The organism is Marinobacterium sp. LSUCC0821 (assembly GCF_012848475.1).
Classification (GTDB): Bacteria; Pseudomonadota; Gammaproteobacteria; order Pseudomonadales; family Balneatricaceae; genus Marinobacterium_E.
Genome location: NZ_CP051666.1, coordinates 549,613 through 567,310 on the forward strand (window position 1 = coordinate 549,613; position 17,698 = coordinate 567,310).

The 17,698-nt window shown below is 48.4% G+C and carries 10 protein-coding genes; 9 read left to right on the forward strand and 1 reads right to left on the reverse strand.

Annotated features, from left to right (window positions below; all coding sequences use genetic code 11):
• The first annotated feature begins 168 nt into the window (after positions 1-168).
• The 9 genes from uvrB (at position 169) to recD (ending at position 16,808) form a co-directional block, all read left to right on the forward strand.
• Positions 169-2,220, forward strand: a complete 2,052-nt coding sequence (uvrB, locus tag HH196_RS02795) for an excinuclease ABC subunit UvrB (protein ID WP_169450567.1) — start codon at positions 169-171, stop codon at positions 2,218-2,220.
• 123 nt (positions 2,221-2,343) lie between these two features.
• On the forward strand, positions 2,344-3,990 hold the full coding sequence (locus HH196_RS02800) for a chemotaxis protein CheB (RefSeq protein ID WP_169450568.1): 1,647 nt from the start codon (positions 2,344-2,346) through the stop codon (positions 3,988-3,990).
• A gap of 74 nt (positions 3,991-4,064) precedes the next feature.
• Positions 4,065-5,237, forward strand: coding sequence for a PAS domain-containing protein (locus HH196_RS02805; RefSeq protein WP_169450569.1), 1,173 nt, complete (start codon positions 4,065-4,067; stop codon positions 5,235-5,237).
• Positions 5,238-5,336: 99 nt separating this feature from the next.
• Positions 5,337-5,750 (forward strand): DsrE family protein, encoded by a 414-nt coding sequence (locus HH196_RS02810; protein WP_169450570.1) that lies wholly within the window; start codon positions 5,337-5,339, stop codon positions 5,748-5,750.
• 39 nt (positions 5,751-5,789) lie between these two features.
• The gene (locus tag HH196_RS02815; RefSeq protein ID WP_169450571.1) at positions 5,790-6,938 is read left to right on the forward strand and encodes a sensor histidine kinase; all 1,149 of its coding nucleotides are present in this window, start codon (positions 5,790-5,792) and stop codon (positions 6,936-6,938) included.
• Positions 6,925-7,665: a spermidine synthase gene (locus HH196_RS02820; protein ID WP_169450572.1), complete on the forward strand. Its 741-nt coding sequence runs from the start codon at positions 6,925-6,927 to the stop codon at positions 7,663-7,665. Before HH196_RS02815 ends, HH196_RS02820 begins: the two co-directional genes overlap by 14 nt.
• A gap of 151 nt (positions 7,666-7,816) precedes the next feature.
• Positions 7,817-11,149 (forward strand): exodeoxyribonuclease V subunit gamma, encoded by a 3,333-nt coding sequence (recC, locus tag HH196_RS02825; RefSeq protein ID WP_169450573.1) that lies wholly within the window; start codon positions 7,817-7,819, stop codon positions 11,147-11,149.
• On the forward strand, positions 11,146-14,811 hold the full coding sequence (recB, locus tag HH196_RS02830; RefSeq protein WP_169450574.1) for an exodeoxyribonuclease V subunit beta: 3,666 nt from the start codon (positions 11,146-11,148) through the stop codon (positions 14,809-14,811). The genes recC and recB overlap by 4 nt, the downstream gene beginning before the upstream one ends.
• On the forward strand, positions 14,811-16,808 hold the full coding sequence (gene recD, locus HH196_RS02835; RefSeq protein ID WP_211160810.1) for an exodeoxyribonuclease V subunit alpha: 1,998 nt from the start codon (positions 14,811-14,813) through the stop codon (positions 16,806-16,808). Before recB ends, recD begins: the two co-directional genes overlap by 1 nt.
• Here the strand turns inward: recD and HH196_RS02840 are convergent.
• Entirely contained in the window at positions 16,788-17,669 is an 882-nt protein-coding gene (locus HH196_RS02840) for a ribokinase (protein ID WP_169450575.1), read from the reverse strand. The genes recD and HH196_RS02840 overlap by 21 nt on opposite strands.
• Positions 17,670-17,698: the final 29 nt, after the last annotated feature.

A 17,698-nucleotide genomic window follows, 5' to 3' on the forward strand; every position in this document is an offset into this window, starting at 1 on the left:
TTATCCTCTAAGAATCGATTGAGTCGGGAAGCAAATTTAATATTGGCTTCAGTCGCAAAAATGCCGACAAATTATACAGATAATTTGCGTCAGTTATAATACCTAAGCGTTAATAAAGTTAACGTGTTAAAGTACCGCGTTGTCTCGTTTTACCAAGGATGTTTGTTGATGAAAGTGCCGTTTGAAGTGCGCTCAAAATTTGAGCCTGCTGGTGACCAGCCGAAAGCGATTGAGGGGTTGGTGGATGGCCTTGAATCCGGCTTGGCGGCACAGACGCTGTTGGGTGTTACGGGGTCGGGTAAAACCTTTACTATTGCCAACGTTATTGCTCAGGTTCAGCGACCTACGATTATCCTTGCGCACAACAAAACCTTGGCTGCGCAGCTCTATGGTGAATTTAAAGAGTTCTTTCCAAATAACTCTGTAGAGTATTTCGTCTCCTACTACGACTACTACCAGCCAGAGGCCTACGTCCCATCGTCAGATACCTTCATTGAGAAGGATGCCTCGATCAATGATCATATCGAGCAGATGCGTCTATCTGCGACGAAAGCGCTGCTTGAGCGTGATGATGCGATTATCGTAGCCACTGTCTCTGCGATTTATGGCTTGGGTGACCCTAAGGCCTACCTAGCGATGATGCTTCACCTGGATAGAGGTGATCGGATCGATCAGCGTGCACTTCTGCGTCGTCTAGCTGAGCTGCAATACACCCGCAACGATATTGAGCTGCATCGAGGTACCTATCGAGTGCGCGGTGATGTGATCGATATTTTTCCTGCTGAATCTGAGCGTGAATCGCTACGTGTTGAACTGTTTGATGATGAGATTGAACAGCTGGCGTGGTTTGATCCACTCACGGGTGAGGTTTTGCGTAAAGTACCGCGCGCTACCGTCTATCCAAAAACGCACTATGTTACCCCGCGTGAAACGCTGCTTGATGCGGTTGAGCATATCAAAGATGAATTGCGCGATAGGCTAAAGCAGCTGCGTGATCACGATCAGCTAGTTGCTGCTCAGCGTCTTGAGCAGCGCACACTCTATGATATTGAGATGATTCTTGAGTTGGGTTACTGCTCGGGGATTGAGAACTACTCTCGCTATCTATCTGGCCGCGGCGCCGGTATGCCACCACCAACGCTATTTGAATACTTGCCTGATAACGCTCTGCTTGTGATTGATGAGTCGCACGTGACCGTTCCCCAATTGGGTGCGATGTATCGTGGAGACCGTTCCCGTAAAGAGACGCTCGTTGAGTATGGTTTCCGCTTGCCATCTGCTTTGGATAACCGCCCACTGAAGTTTGAAGAGTGGGAGGAGTTGGCGCCGCAAATGATCTTTGTTTCAGCTACACCAAGCAAGTATGAAGCAGCGAATGCGCAGGCTATCGTAGAGCAGGTTGTTCGCCCCACTGGCTTGATTGATCCAACTGTAGAGGTGCGTCCGGCATCGTCTCAGGTTGATGATCTGCTTGCTGAAGTGCGTCTAGTTGCGGATAAAAATGAGCGCTGTGTTGTCACTGTTTTAACTAAACGCATGGCGGAAGATCTGACCGAATATCTTGCTGAGCATGGCGTCAAGGTGCGGTACCTGCACTCCGATATTGACACTGTTGAGCGCGTAGAGATTATTCGGGATCTACGTATAGGTGAGTTTGATGTGTTGGTAGGTATCAACCTTCTTCGAGAAGGTATTGATATGCCAGAGGTGTCGCTTGTGGCTATTCTTGATGCAGATAAGGAGGGCTTCTTGCGCTCTGATACCTCGATGATTCAGACCATCGGACGTGCTGCGCGAAATGTTAACGGTCGTGCTATTCTCTATGCAGATAAAATTACCGGATCCATGCAGCGTGCGATGGATGAAACCGCGCGCCGTCGTGAAAAACAGGTTGCCTTTAACGAAGAGCATGGAATAGTACCGCGTGGCATTCAAAAATCCGTGGCCGATATTCTAGAGGGAGCGACTATTCCGGGTAAGAAGGCAGGCTCTAAAGCGTCACGTAAAGTTGCTGAAGTGGAAGCTGTTTACACGCCTGGTGATAAACCCCTCTCACCCAAGGATCTGGCGAAAGCTTTATCTCGAATTGAAGATCAGATGTACGAAGCTGCCAAAAATCTTGAATTTGAGAAGGCGGCTCAACTGCGAGATCAATTGCAGCAATTGAAACACGCTTCTTTAGAAACTGGTTGGAGCGGTGATGCAGCTCTAACGGATTGATGTTTAGGATAATTTGAAGTTTCTGGACAGCTTTGGTTGGTCAAAAAAAATTTGTCCTTTATGATGGCATTATTGAATTTTGTACTACTCTTAAGCTAAGAGTAATTCGTTAAGGATTTTATTGTGGATGAGAAACAACTCCCTTCAGAACTGACAGAAGGTTTAATCGTTGTTGCCTTAGGTGCTTCAGCTGGTGGATTGGAGGCGGTCACCTCACTGCTTCGTAATAGTTCTCCTAATGGTCATTTGGCGTTCGTTTTAGCACAGCATATGGCTCCACAGCATCGCAGTATGTTGGTTGAGTTGCTCTCTAAAAATTGTGATTACAAGGTGGTGGGTGCTGAAGAGGGGGCTACAATTCAACCAGACACCGTCTACGTTAATACGCCTAACTCAGATATTACGGTTGTTGAAGGTAAGATTCATATTACCGTCCCATCTGATGATGTTGGTGCGAAACCATCCATTGATAAGCTCTTTAAATCGGTCGCCGATAACTACGGTAGCCGTGCAATTGCTGTAGTCCTCTCAGGAACCGGTTCAGATGGTACGGTAGGTTGTCGAGCTGTGCGTGATGCCGGTGGTATCACGATTGCTCAGACGGCGGATACTGCTAAATACGATGGCATGCCAAACTCAGTTATACGAGCTCGTTTAGCGGATTTAACCTTCTCTCCTGAGGAGATTGCTAACTACCTTTCTGAAAGTCACGAGCGTCCTGTAAAATTAGCAATCAGTGGTGAAAGCGATGATGAATCCGTCGTCTCTGTTGACTCGCTGATCGATAAGATATTGACCCATACTGGGGTCGATTTCCGCCAATATAAGCGTGCAACTATCGAACGGCAATTACAGCGAAGGATTGCCGCTCTGCGTATGCCATCGATTCAAGACTACTTTAAGTATATTGATAAAGATCCCGATGAGCTGGATATCATTCAGCGAAGTTTCTTGATCTCTGTAACGGAATTTTTCCGGGATGATGAGGCCTTTGCTGCTTTGGGTAAGGCGCTCGATAATATCATCGTTCAACAACAGCAAAGTAAAGTGATCCGTATCTGGGTTCCTGCCTGTGCGACAGGTGAAGAGGTTTACTCAATCGCCATTATGTTGGCAGAGCGATTGGGGCCGAGCCTTAGGGGTTATGAAGTTAAAATATTCGCTACCGACATTAATGATTTAAGTCTTGAAGTCGCGCGTCAGGGTGTCTACGGCGATTCGGTGGTTGAGCAGCTATCCTCTGAAATGTTAGCGACCTATTTTGATTTTGATGGCATTAAGTACAAGGCGAAAAAGTGGATTCGTGACATGTGTATGTTTGCCCGTCACGATATAGCTAAGGACCCTTCATTCTTAAGGATGAATTTAATTAGCTGTCGCAACATTATGATTTATTTAAACAATACACTTCAGGATCAGCTTATTAATAACTTCCATTATGCTTTGAATAGTGGTGGTTATCTCTTCCTTGGTAAGTCCGAGTCAACTGGTAATGCGGGTGAAAAACTCTTTGAACCGGTCGACAAATCAAACAAACTTTATCGACGTAAATCAGGTGTGGTCTCTTGGGGACGTTTTAGCACAGTGCTGAACAAAGAGCTTGTGGCGCGTGACAATGCCTCTGTACAGGTTAAATCTGCAAGTCCTTCACATCGGATGAGTGAGAAGGTATTTGCTTCACTGGTTGAAAGTTATGCGCCCCCGAGCATTCAATTGAATGAGCAATTCCAGCCTGTTCAATATTTTGGTGATATATCCCCCCCTTCTTAAAGATCAACCCAGGTAAGGCTAATTTCGACATTGTTAGTCTCGCGCATCCGCAAATTCAAACGGAAGTACGGGCTTTGATTAACCGTGTAGCGCGCGGAGACCAGGATGAGATTAATCACCTTGTACGATTCCGGTTTGCCGAAAGTGAAACTATCTCTTCGGTCACTCTTACGGTTCGTCGTCTGATTGATGCTATTACCGATAGCCACTCCTATGTGATGAGCTTCGAGCGTATCGCAGAGTCACCTGTTGCAGCTATAGGTAATGCGTCAGCGGTGCCCGTGGATGCTTCAGCAGTAGAAGAGCTTGAAGATGAACTTCAACGTACTCGTGATCACCTTCAAGCAGTCGTTGAGGAGTTAGAGACTTCAAACGAAGAGTTGCAAGCGTTGAATGAAGAGTTGCAAGCTTCTATTGAAGAGTTGCAGGCGTCTAACGAAGAGCTAGAGACGACCAACGAGGAGTTACAAGCTACCAACGAAGAGTTGACCACAGTCAACGACGAGTTGCAGGCAAAATCAATTCTGCTTACTGATACCAACGAGACACTGGTCAACATTCAGCGCTCTCTAGATATGGGGCTTGTTGTAGTCGATACCGATCACCGTGTCACGCGCTTTACACCTCAGGCTGTTCGTCTGTTTGGTATCTTGCCAGATGATGTCGGACACAAGCTGACCAAGCTACCGCGTCATATTGAAATTCCTGATTTCGAGAATTTGATCGATAGGGTGGTTGAAACAGGTACCCCGGTCCGACAGCAGATAGATAGGGCGGGTGAAAAGTATCTGATGAACATCAGCCCTTACCGTCGTGATCAGGGTATCATCTCAGGTGCGGTGTTAACATTTACTGAAACGACCCGCTTGAGTGAGACGATAGACCGAGCTGCAATGTTTGGCGAAATGCTTGATACGATGGGTCGCAGTATCAATGAGGGTGTCATGATCTTCTCGCCTGGTTTTGCAGAGATGCATTTCGTGAGTGAGCGTCTCGAGAAGTTGGTAATGCGTCAGGCTGATGTGTTGAAACGAGATTCCGATACCTATCTCGATCTTATCGATGCCAAAGATCGTGATGCGGTAGTTAAGAGCTACAAGAATGCTGATCTGGATAGTTGGGATTTGACATACAAGCTCAATCGTCGAGATGGTACCGCAATTACGGTTCGAGATGTCGCCAAGCGTCACAGTCTAGATAGTGTCGATCGTGAAGTGATGAGCTCAACTATCACTGTTGTTGAATAAGCTTGACTAGTTAACCAGAGTTTATGATTCTAAAAGCCCTCGATCTCCCGTCGGGGGTTTTTTATAGCAACCAATAACTAATAAGAAAGGGTAAGTAGAATGAAAAAAATAGCTCTAGCTGCATTGTTGATGGCTGGTGTTGCCAACGCTGAGACTCATAAATTGGCAATTCATGTTGACCAGAACGATCCAGCGGTGATGAACCTTGCACTTAATAATGCCGAGAACGTTAAGTCTTACTACGAAGGTAAGGGTGATGACGTTAAGGTTGAGGTGGTTGCTTACGGCCCAGGCCTCAACATGTACCTTGAAAACTCTCCAGTCAAAGCGCGCCTAGAAACTCTTGGTATGGATAACAGCTTTCAGTTCTCTGCTTGTGGAAATACCTACAAGAAGATGAGTAAAAAAGCGGGTAAAGACCTCGTGCTACTTCCTGAATCTAAAATGGTTCCCTCTGGCGTTGTCCGTTTGATGGAGCTGCAAGGCGAAGGTTACGCGTACATTCGCCCATAGTGTCTACGGGGGTGTGAACACCCCCTATATTGAGGCCTCATGCAGCTTCTAATTGTCGATGATAGTCCGGTTTTTCGTAAGCAGTTGGAGTTTACAACAATAAAATCGGGCTTCTCTCCAATCCTATTCGAATCAGGTATTCCTCTCTGGGATTACCTCTCCCAAGGTATCTCTGAAGAGCTTTTAATTCTGCTCGATTGGGAAATGCCGGACCTAGATGGGCCGACACTTTGTCGCAAAATCCGCGATAGATTTCCGGATCATCCGATTCATATCATTTTGGTGACAGGTCGAGATGAGACGCAAAGCCTTGTTGAGGGGCTAGCAGCAGGTGCTGATGACTATGTTACTAAGCCAGTAAACTCTGATGAGTTAGAGGCAAGATTCTCTGTAGGTATCCGAAATCTTGCATTAAGACGTCGAATTCATGAGCTCAACGAACAGCGCTTAATTGCCGAGCGGCTAGTGACTGTTGCACAGCTCGCCAGTGGCGCGGCTCATGAGATCAATAATCCACTCGCCTTTATCAAATCAAATTTAGATCTTATCTCTCAGTTTGCGCCGCAACTGATTGAGCTTCTGAATCAGTTAGAGGATCCAAGCAGTTCGCTAGATTCAATAAAACACTACGCAAAATCCAAGCAACTTAATTACCTCGCTGAAGATCTTGAAGCGATGGCTGTTGAATCGCTTACTGGCGTTTCAAGGGTGCAATCTATCGTTGAGGGGTTGCTACGTTTTAATGCTGAGCAGGGCTTACATAACACGCTGGTCAACTTCTCTAAGCTTGTCACCGACGTCACCGCGGATGCTCATCTCTCTGATATTGAACCGAATCTCTTGATTGAGGGTGATGCAGGTCAGCTTACGCAGTTGGTTCTGGCTATTTTTGAGAATGCGCAGCAAGCGATTACGCAGGGTGGCCAGGTTAGTGTCTCGCTCAAACGTCATCAGAGAGAGTTACAGTTGAAAATCAAAGATAGTGGGGTGGGTATTCCCACGACTATCAAACATCGCGTATTCGATCCATTCTTTACTACCAGAGCAATTGGGCAGGGCGTCGGCTTAGGATTAAGTCTTGCTCTAGGAATTGCAAAACGCCACTCTGGCACTATTACGTTTCATAGCTCCGAGGGGATAGGAACCACCTTTCTCTTCGCCTGTCCGGTAGTGAATGATGCTCCCTAAAGAGATATTCCGTGGTTACGATGAGCATGGTGCCATCATTGTTCGTGATGATGGCAATCGTCGCTTTCTGAGTTTTGGTGAGACTGATGAGCAGAGTTGTGTGCTGAAAGCCTCGCCTGAGGTGCCACAATACACCTTCATAAGGGCGATGCTTTACCCTCTGATGCACTTTACTCCTAAGCGGGTTTTGACTCTGGGGTTAGGGGCAGGTTCGTTGACCAATGCTCTGCATGCGCAGTTGCCAGAGTTGAAGCAGACGGTTGTTGAGCTAAGTCCTCTGGTTGTTGATGTAGCACATCGCTTTTTCTACCTGCCTCGCAGTAAGCGAATTGAGATCATTACTGCAGATGCATTTGAGTTTCTGCAGCGTCCAGTTGAGCGTCGCTACGATATGGTGGTGAGTGACCTCTATAATGCGGAGGGGCTTAATGAGATTCAGATGGAGTCGGTGTTTATCGATGCTTGCCAGTCACGCTTAACTCAACAGGGATGGCTGGTCCTAAACTGTTGGAGCGACCATCGCGAAGCGGAGATTCTTGATCATCTTAAAGCGCGTTTTGAGTCCATCTATACCTGCACCACTGAAGATGGAAACTGGGTGCTGTTTGCGACCAATAGTCGCCAAGAGGTGAGTCAGTCGCAGCTTAAATCGAGCCTCAAGTCGATGAGTGATCAGTCCGGATTCGCCTTCAATAGTGTCGCTAAGCGAGTGCGTCGATTAGGGTAAATTTGTCCTGATCAAGGGTGCCAGAATCCACCTGTTTCTATACAATGATTCTTTCTAAATTCTGAGAGAGCGGGTACGGGTTCTGAATAGTTTTAACGACCCTCATCGTCCATCTAACGGGCTGGTAGCTATACACTCAAACAAGCAAGAGATGTTAAAAGATCTGCTGGTTGAGTGGATGGTTGAGCACCCACTCTCGCTGTTTCAATCTGAAACCCTGCTTGTTCAAAGTAATGGCATAGGTCAGTGGCTTAAGTTTGCGCTGGCTGAAGATCGTGCCAAAGGTGGGGCAGGTATCGCTGCCAATATCGATCTATCGCTCCCCTCCATGTTTATCTGGCGTGCCTACCGTGCAGTACTCGGTGAAGAGGCAGTCCCTAAAACCTCACCCTACGATAAGTCTCGCTTAACCTGGCGTCTATTTAGGCTGCTTGCTGAGCTTCCTAAAGAGTCAGTTTTTACCCCGCTAGAGGAGTTTCTAGAGGGTGATCATGCTGGCCAAAAGCGTTGGCAGTTGGCTGAACGTCTATCAGATCTCTACGACCAATATCAGATCTACCGTGGCGACTGGTTAGAGTCTTGGGGGCAGGGTGAAGATCGAGTGTGTGATAGTCAGGGGCTACCCCTGAACCTCGCTGAGTCTGATTGTTGGCAAGCTGCCCTCTGGCGCTTGATTGGCGATGATCTGGGTGAGCAGAAAATGTTGGCTCGTTCAGATATGCACAGACAATTTCTGGCGGCATGTAAGCGCGGTGCTGTTGATAAATCCAAGCTGCCAGCTCGTCTGATTGTTTTCGGTGTATCCGCGCTGCCACAGCAGATCCTCGAAGCGCTGCATGCACTCTCTGATCATATTCAAATCCTTTTGTGCATTCATAACCCCTGTCGCTTCTATTGGGCAGACATTATTGATGGACGTGAACTCTTTAATAGTGAACGTCGCAGGCATGCCAACAAGGGCGGCATACCTGAAAATCTGACACCAGAGTTGTCGCATCAATTTGCACCCCCTCTACTTGCTGCTTGGGGTAAACAGGGGCGAGATTTTATTCGTCTGTTAGATCGCTTTGATGAGAGTCATCAATTTAAGAGCCAGTTTGGTCTCAATCGTATCGATCTGTTCGACAATTCTTATGGCGAAGAGACCCTGCTCAATCAGATTCAGCGTTCTATTAGAGATTTAGAGCCCCTTACCGATAGCAAAATAGCTTTAGATCCCTCTGATGAGTCGCTTAGGTTTACCCAGGCATACAGCGCCCAGCGTGAAGTTGAGATATTGCAGAACGAGTTGTTAGATCAGCTTGCTAAAGATTCGACACTATCCCCTCGAGATATTCTAGTCATGGTCCCTGATGTGGATAGCTATCGTGCTGAAATCGAGAGTGCCTTTGGCTGGATGGATAAAAGTGATCCACGCTTTATTCCCTTTAGCATTAGCGATCAGAGTGTCAAAGCGCATAACGCCTTGCTGAACGGTATTGAACAGGTTTTATCTATCAATGAGTCACGAGTAGGTGTAACACATCTTCTGCAACTTATTGAATTACCCGCTGTGCAGCTTCGTTTTGGTTTCGATGTCTCTGAAGTAGCGACGCTCGCTCAGTGGATTCGCGATGCAGGTGTGCGTTGGGGGTTAGATTCCGCTCACCGATCTCTTCAAGGGATGCCGGAAGGGCTTGAGCAGAATAGTTGGCTATTTGGCCTGAAGCGGATGTTGCTAGGCTATGCCGTGGGTGAGAGTGATTCTTGGGGTGATATTGCGCCATTAAGTTCTGTGCAGGGCGTGTCGGCCAATGCAGTGGGTGGTCTATCTAAGTTAGTTCGCATCCTATCGAGTTGGTCGGAGCGGGCTGCAAAACCGCTTCAAGTTGACGCTTGGTTAACTGCAATTGAAGGACTTTTAACTGCTCTGTTTGACCCGCAATCGGTTGAAGATGAGCTGTTACTTGATCAGATTCAACGTTCACTTGCCGAGCTCGTGCAACAGGCTAAAGAGGCCGCAGTGGTTGAGGCTGTGCCGCTGAAAGTGGTTAGTGAATTACTGCTCGCGAATATCGATCCGCCCAATCTCAATCGACGTTTTATGGCAGGGGGTATCACCTTTGCAACTCTTATGCCGATGCGTGCAATCCCGTTTCGTCGCATCTATCTACTCGGTATGCAAGATGGTGCATACCCAAGAACGCAGGTCAGAAATGATTTTGACCTGATGGCACGTCCTGACCTCTTTAGGCCGGGTGATCGTTCGCGTCGCGATGATGATCGTTATCTATTCTTGGAGGCGATGCTCTCTGCGCGAGATCATTTAGGCATCAGTTGGGTAGGGCGAAGTGCCGTTGATAATAGTGAAAGGCCAGCTTCTGTGCTTGTTGCCCAGTTGCGAGATTACATCGATGCCCAGTGGCAACATCCAGAGGGTGATCTACTTAAACAATTAACAACTACACATCCGCTGCAGCCTTTTAGCCGTCGCTATTTCGAGTCAGATTCAACGCTCTTTAGTTATGCCAAAGAGTGGCGAGCAAGCTACGATTTGCTGCCACCTGACAAGGTGGTTGAGAGCCCATATCAGCAGGAGTCTCAGCTATCGTTGGATGCGCTCTCCGACTTCTTTAAAGCCCCTGCGCGTGACTACTTCAAAACTCGCATCGGCGCGACCTTGCTTCGTCCACGTGATATTCCGGACGAGTTTGAACCCTTCGAGCACAACGCCCTTGATAAGCATAGACATCTCGATCATCTACTAGAAAAAGCGGCGGATATTGAACCCGAATTTTTAGAGCAAGAGATTGATCGATTCATTGAGCAGCTCTCATTGAGTGGGCAGTTTTCTTGGGGTGGTTTTGCCGAGCGTCAGAAACGCTTGTTAAAGAGCAATGTGATAGCGACACTCCGTCATCGTGATTGGGTGCTAGCCGAGCAAGCTTGGCAGCGACTGGATTCCGAACAGCTGGCCCTCACTCTTTCAAATAGCTCGCTCTCTGCAGAGGTAACTAACCTCTATCAGGCGCAAGAGAACTATCTGGCCCTCTTTTTAACGCCCTCTGCAGTTATTACCAAGGGTGGACCAAGAGCTGATCGAATGTTAACCCTATGGCCAAAGCACCTCTTCATCTCGGCTGTGAAAGGTTCGGTTTCCTCTCGTCTTGCGGGACCAGATGGTGTCATTGAGTTGAGCCCCGTATCGCAAAGTGCAGCTATTAAGCACTTGAGTGAGATGATGCAATGGCGTCTGGCTAATCTTAATGGTCCGCTCGCCTTGGCAGCTCGCACTGCCATCAAGTTGCTTGAGTCTGATCTTGCTGGCGCTAAAACAGAGTATGAGGGTGAGCGAGAAGGTAATGAGTTGGAGCGTATTAGTGAGCTAGAGGCGCTCTGGCCAACCTTTGCTGATCTACTTGTTAATGGTTTTGAAAGCCATGCACAGGCGCTTTATGCTCCTATGCTTGAATCAGTTAATCTCTGGCGGGAGGGACAGCGATGAAGCCTATGTTGCCTCTCCATTTCCCTCTAAAGGGGACAAGTCTAATTGAGGCGAGTGCCGGTACCGGTAAAACCTATACGCTCGCGGCCCTCTATGTGCGTTTAGTCTTAGGTCAGGGTGGTGAGCAAGCCTTTCCGAAAGCGTTACTGCCACCAGAGATTCTCGTAGTTACCTTTACCAATGCAGCAACCCTTGAGCTGCGTGATCGTATTCGCCAGAACCTTGCAAAGAGTGCAGAGGTCTTTAGGGGTGCTGAAACGAAAGATCAGTTCACTCTGGATCTGGTTGCAGAGTACCCTGATGCCGAGGCACGCGAGAGTGCAGCTATTCGTCTTGAAAGGGCTGCTGACTGGATGGATGAGGCAGCCATCTACACGATTCATGGCTGGGCACAGCGCGTGCTGACGATGTTCGCCTTCGATAGCAATAGCGCCTTCAACCAGACACTGGCTGACAGTGAAAACGATATCTTGGCTGAGGCTGCTAGGGACTATTGGCGCATTCATTGTTCCCAGTTACCTGCAGCTGTAGCTGAGCAGATAGGTTCGGTGCTGGTCTCACCTACGAAGCTACAAGGTTGGGCTAAAAAGCTAGTCGGTCGTGATCTTGGGCTCTGCTGGCAGGGCAGTGAGATAGATCAAGGCATACCCCCTGAGAAGTTAAAAGCTGCGATACAACAGTGGCTAGCAGCCTGCCAAGATGCAGAGAGTAAACTTCTCTTAACTTGGAGAGAGAGTGGTAGCGCTGTTGTTGATGAGTTAAATCAGACGCTTGAAGCGGGAAGTTTCAATGGTACCCGAGTCAAAGCGGCTAAGTTGGCCGAGTCGATAGCGGCGATGAATCTCTGGATTGAAGATGGTTTATCAGTTCCTGCGCAGTCAGTGATTGAGTACCTCGTGTTTGATCAGAGCAAGATGAAAAAGGGTCAGCAGGCGCCACTGCACGCCGCTGATTCAATTATGCGTGCCTATCTCGATATACGAGCTAACCGTCCTAATCTAGCGCCAGTTGTTGGGCATGCCCTGGGCTGGATAGCGGATCGTTTTGAGTCGTTAAAGTCTCAGGTTGGGCTGCTCGATTTTAATGACCTGTTACTTAAGTTGAGGGCGGGGTTACGTGGCAAACGCGGCGCACAGCTTGCGCTGCGGATTCGTGATCTCTACCCAGTCGCTATGATTGATGAGTTTCAGGATACCGATGCTGTGCAGTTTGAGATCTTTAATAGGATCTATGGTGAGCTCGATAAACAAGCAGATTCACCCTATGCATGGTTGATGATCGGTGACCCTAAGCAGGCGATATACAGCTTCCGAGGCGCAGATATTCATACCTATCTATCCGCTCGTAAACAGGTTCAAGATTCACTTTATACACTTGATACCAATTACCGTTCGTCAAAGTCTGTCGTGACTGCGGTTAACTGCCTCTTTGAACATGCCGATACCAAGTCGCAAGGGGCTTTCCTCTTTTCACAACCTGATGAAGCATCGCCGCTGCCGTTTACGCCGATTAAAGCCAAGGGCTTGGAGCAGAGTGTAACGATAGGGGGCGATTCTCTACAGGGGCTGCGTCTTATGCATCTGGAACTATCGGATGAGACAAGTGCCGATCAGTATCGAGAGAGGCTTGCTAGGTACACAGCAGAGCGAATCGCCACTTTGTTGGCTGGCTCTGCTGAGGCTAGGGTTCTAGTGGGTGATAAGCCCCTGGTTGCTAGCGATATAGCGATATTGGTGAGAAGTGGTCGAGAGGCCGCAGCAGTGCGAGCTGCATTGAATGAGTTATCTATAGGATCGGTTTACCTCTCCGATAAAGAGAGTATCTATCAGTCAAATGAAGCGCTTGATTTATGGCGAATTCTGCAGGCAGTCGCTAACCCTCGCAGCCAGGCGTTGGTGCTCTCTGCGTTAGCTTCTCCGTTGTTGGGAATGGATAGAAATTGGCTAGCGCAGTTGCGTGATGATGAGGTGGCTTGGGAAGGTGAGGCGCAGCGTTTTATCGAACTGCAATTACTGTGGCGCCGAACAAATATCGCAGCCCTAGTACAACGCCTGATTAGTGAATTTAATCTTCCGCAACGTCTACGAGGTCGTTTGGGTGATGCGTCAGAGCGAACCTTAACTAACATGCTTCATCTCGGTGAGATTCTGCAGCGCCACTCACAAAGCTTAGATGGTGAGCTGGGCCTAATTCGTCACCTAGGTGAGATGATCAAGCAGCCACAAGGTGCCTCTGAAGAGCAGTTGGTTCGTATGGAGAGTGATGCTGGCCGTGTGCAGGTGATTACACTTCATAAATCCAAGGGTCTAGAGTACCCCTTAGTCTTCATCCCTTATGGTGTAAGTTCTCGCAAAGCCTCGATCGGTGAAGATGGATTGGTCTTTAGAGAGGGAGATAGAGCACAGCTTGAGTTGTTAAATTCGCAAGCCTCTTCAAAAGTAAAAGAGGAGAAAGAGGCTGCCGATTTAGAGCGTCTGCAAGAGGATATTCGACTCCTCTATGTTGGCCTTACGCGTGCTAAGTATTGCTGCTGGTTGGGAATTGCCAATATACGTGGTGTTGCTGACTCTGCTTTTGCATCGTTAATGAGTGTCTCGGGTAAGGGCGAGGCGTTGGCTGAATCACTGCAAAATGCATTGGTCCAACTTAATCAGAGTGATGCGATTGCGTTAGAGGCGGTAGATGAGAGTAGTGCCCCAGTCAGAAAAGTATCAGTTATTGAGACGCCTTTGATACCCGCCCGCCAGTTGGAGAGAGCAGTAGTACAAGAGCGTTGGTGGGTGACCAGTTACAGTGCGATAGCCAGTCGCGTAGAGTCATCTTCAGATGCTTTTGATGAGAGCTTGGCGCTCAGTTTAGCGGGTGAGCAAGATAACGGCACTCCAATCAATTCAGCCATCAATGAATTTGAGCAGGCTAAAGCCGGTACTATTCACGCCTTTGAGCGTGGCGCTGTTCCAGGTAACTTCTTGCACGAACTGCTTGAGAGTGCAGCGCTGCTTGGATTTGAACAGGTCGCACAGGATTCAACCCTGTTAGAAACACTTATTCCATTAGAATCGCTACCAGAGCGTTGGCAGGCTGAGCGAGGCATGTTGCTAAACTGGCTACAGGCGACCCTGGTTGCGGATCTGCAGTTAGGCTCCAACAGCCAGCTTCAATCACTGCAGCTCTATCAACCAGAGATGGAGTTTCTGTTTGCAGCTCATGAAGTTGACCTCGAACAGTTGGATGTTTTGTGTCATCAAGCGATTAACCCAGAGCTGCAGCGTCCTAAGCTCAAGCATGACCAGGTGAATGGTATGTTGAAGGGCTTTATCGACTTAACGTTCGTGGATAACGATCAATACTGGGTTTGTGACTATAAATCGAATTGGCTTGGACCAGACGCAAATAGTTATGACCTGCAAGCGATGAGCCAGGCTCTAGTGGAACACCGTTATGATCTTCAGTTGATGATCTACCTTTTGGCGCTCCATAGAATGCTGCTTGCGCGCGATAGTGAGTATAGGGCCAATCCACAGTTGGGCTATGAGACTCGAGTCGGTGGTGCTCTCTATGTTTATCTTCGAGGCTTCCCTGAAGGGGCGGGTGTTCTGAAAAACAGACCGGACTATCAATTCGTAGAGCAGATGGATCAGCTATTTAGGGGAGAGTGTTAATGGAACAACAAGATCTATTAGCCATGCCTTCTCCTGTAGATATTCGCGGTCAGATTCAGCTTTGGGAAGAGGCGGGCTGGATTCGTACTCTTGATTTAGAGCTGGCGCTTATGCTCGCTGATACTGTGCAGCTTAATGATGATTGGCCGCTGCTGCTTGTGGTGTTTGCTTCACATCAATTGGGCCGTGGGCACAGCTGTGTAGATCCTCAATCTATCTATAACGACCCTGATCGCTACCTCGCGCTACCCCCTGATGGCGCGCGAAACAGCGCTGTTATGACGCCTTCACAGTTGCTTGCCGAGATCTCGTTAGATTGTTGGATGGCACTTTTGAGTGATTCTGTTTTGATCGATCAAGGGGCAGGTTCTGCACCGCTGGTCTACGATGCGGGGCTTCTCTATCTGCGAAGAATGTGGCTGTTGGAGTGTTTGGTTGCAAGGTCCATCACTGAGAGAACCTCTAAAGATAGGGCAACCTCTGATCTGATTTCAAACGACCTTGCGACACTCTTTCCAACTCATGCTGAGTTGGATTGGCAGAAAATTGCATGTGCAGTTGCCGCCTCTTCCTACTTCTCCGTGATTACGGGTGGACCAGGTACCGGTAAAACCACGACTGTCGTGCGGCTTTTAGCACTATTAAATCAGCAAGCTTTGCGTTCAGGTATGACGCTCAATATCGCGCTTGCAGCTCCGACGGGTAAGGCAGCTGCGCGTTTGACTGAATCTATTGAGGGTGCGCTGCAATCGCTCCCTGAAGGTTACGCAGAGGGTTTGAGTTCAGAGGTTCAGACGCTGCATCGATTGCTAGGGGTTATTCCTAACAGCGGTCGCTATCGCTACCACAAAAATCATAAGTTACCGGTCGACCTGCTTGTAGTTGATGAAGCGTCGATGGTTGATCTATCTCTGTTTGCTGCAACCCTCGACGCGCTCCCTGAGCATGCTCAGTTAGTGATGTTGGGTGATAAGGATCAGCTAGCCTCTGTTGAAGCCGGGGCAGCCTTGGCTGATCTCTGTACGGATGCTGAGGTTGGTGGCTATACACAAACAAGGGTCGATTGGTTGGCTAGGGTAACGGGCTGCAAGATCGATCAATGGCTAGGTAGCCAAGGCGATAGTGGAAATCTGCAGTTGAATCAACATCTGGTTATGCTGCGAGAGAGCCATCGCTTTAGTGCTGAGTCTGGAATAGGCCAGCTTGCATCTGCCGTTAATGATGGGTTGAGTGATCGTGTTGAACAGTTACTGATCACTGAGTCCGACGATTTGCGACGTCTGAACGTGGATGAGTTACAGAGAACGCTGAAGGGGCTTGTACTCGGTGATCAACACTTTGCTGGATATAGAGCCTATCTGACTCTACTTGAGGGTGTGGTTACAGATGATCAGGCGGCTGAAGTGCTTGCAGCCTTCGACCGTTTTAGATTGCTATCGGCGCTTCGACGCGGACCGGAGGGTGTGGTTGCTTTGAACGAGCAGGTCGAGTCGATTCTGAATGCCGAGGGGCTGATAGAGCGAGACTCTCATCAAGAATCAGAGTGGTACGTTGGACGCCCTGTCATGGTTACACAGAATGATTATGTAGTAGGTCTCGCCAATGGTGATATTGGTATCACGCTGATGACTGAATCAGGCCTGCGCGTTGCTTTTGCCCAAGCTGCGAAAAGCCAAGATAAACAGAGTCATCAAGATGAGGCGGAGCGGAGAGGTAAGGTTCGATGGATTCATCCAAGTCGACTGCAGTCTGTTGAGACTGCTTATGTTATGACAGTTCATAAATCGCAGGGATCTGAATTTGAGCACGCTGCCTATCTATCACCTTCGCGTTCAAACCCTGTGTTGACTCGAGAACTTCTCTATACAGCCATTACCCGCTCTAAGAGCAGGTTTACGTTAGTTGAGATGAACCGATCGGTATTGATGCATACGGTATCGGCTAAAGTGGAGCGTGCTAGTGGGCTCTACAAGCGGTTAGCTAAAGCTCTTTTGTAACATCTCCAAAATTGAAGAGTGCTCTGGAATCGCATCAGCTGTGCCCTGTTGCATAACCTGAAGTGCAGCACCTGAAACCGCATATTTTATCGACTCTTCAAGGCTTGATCCTGCATCAAATCGACCCAAAAAGAGCCCTAGAAAGGTATCGCCCGCGCCGGTGGTATCAACAGCTGAGACCTTAGGTGCTTCAATGAAAAGCTCGCCCTGTTTGCCAATGTAGCGAACACCGGCACTGCCTTGTGTGATGAGTGTGTGTTCTATGCCAAGAGCAGCGATAGGTTTGCCGGTAGCAGCTTCAAGCTCCTGGGCCTCAATCTGATTCACGACCAACATATCGATCATAGGTAGAAGCTCAATGGTGGTCTCTGCCACAAAAGGTGCTGCAGAATAACAGAGTTTTAAACCCTTGCTCTTCGCAGTTTGGAAAAAGTAGCGTGCTTGGGTGGTCTCGTTTTGCGTGAGTGCCCAATCCCCAGAGTTCGCATCTGCGAGGGCGTTATCGATCATCGACTCACTGATCTGATGGTTGGCACCCGGGTAGACCACGATCTGATTTTCGCCACTGACATCATCAACCATCACTATGCCGTGTCCGCTTGGGTAGTCGAGCTGCTGGGTGTGTGTTAGATCGATATGGTAGCTTTTAAGCTGCTCAAAATAGTTGCTATCAGCTCGGTTCAAAGCGCCAATGTGAAATACCTGGTTTTCAGATTTGGCTATGGCAACACTCTGATTGGCGCCTTTGCCACCTAGGCCTTGGGAGTAGCTGTCAGCGGCCAGGGTTTCACCTGGGCGTACAAGGTGAGGGAGGCGGTAGAAGTGGTCGATATTGATCGAGCCAAGGTTATATATAGCCACTTAAATGAGTCTCTTATTAGCGTTTCAAA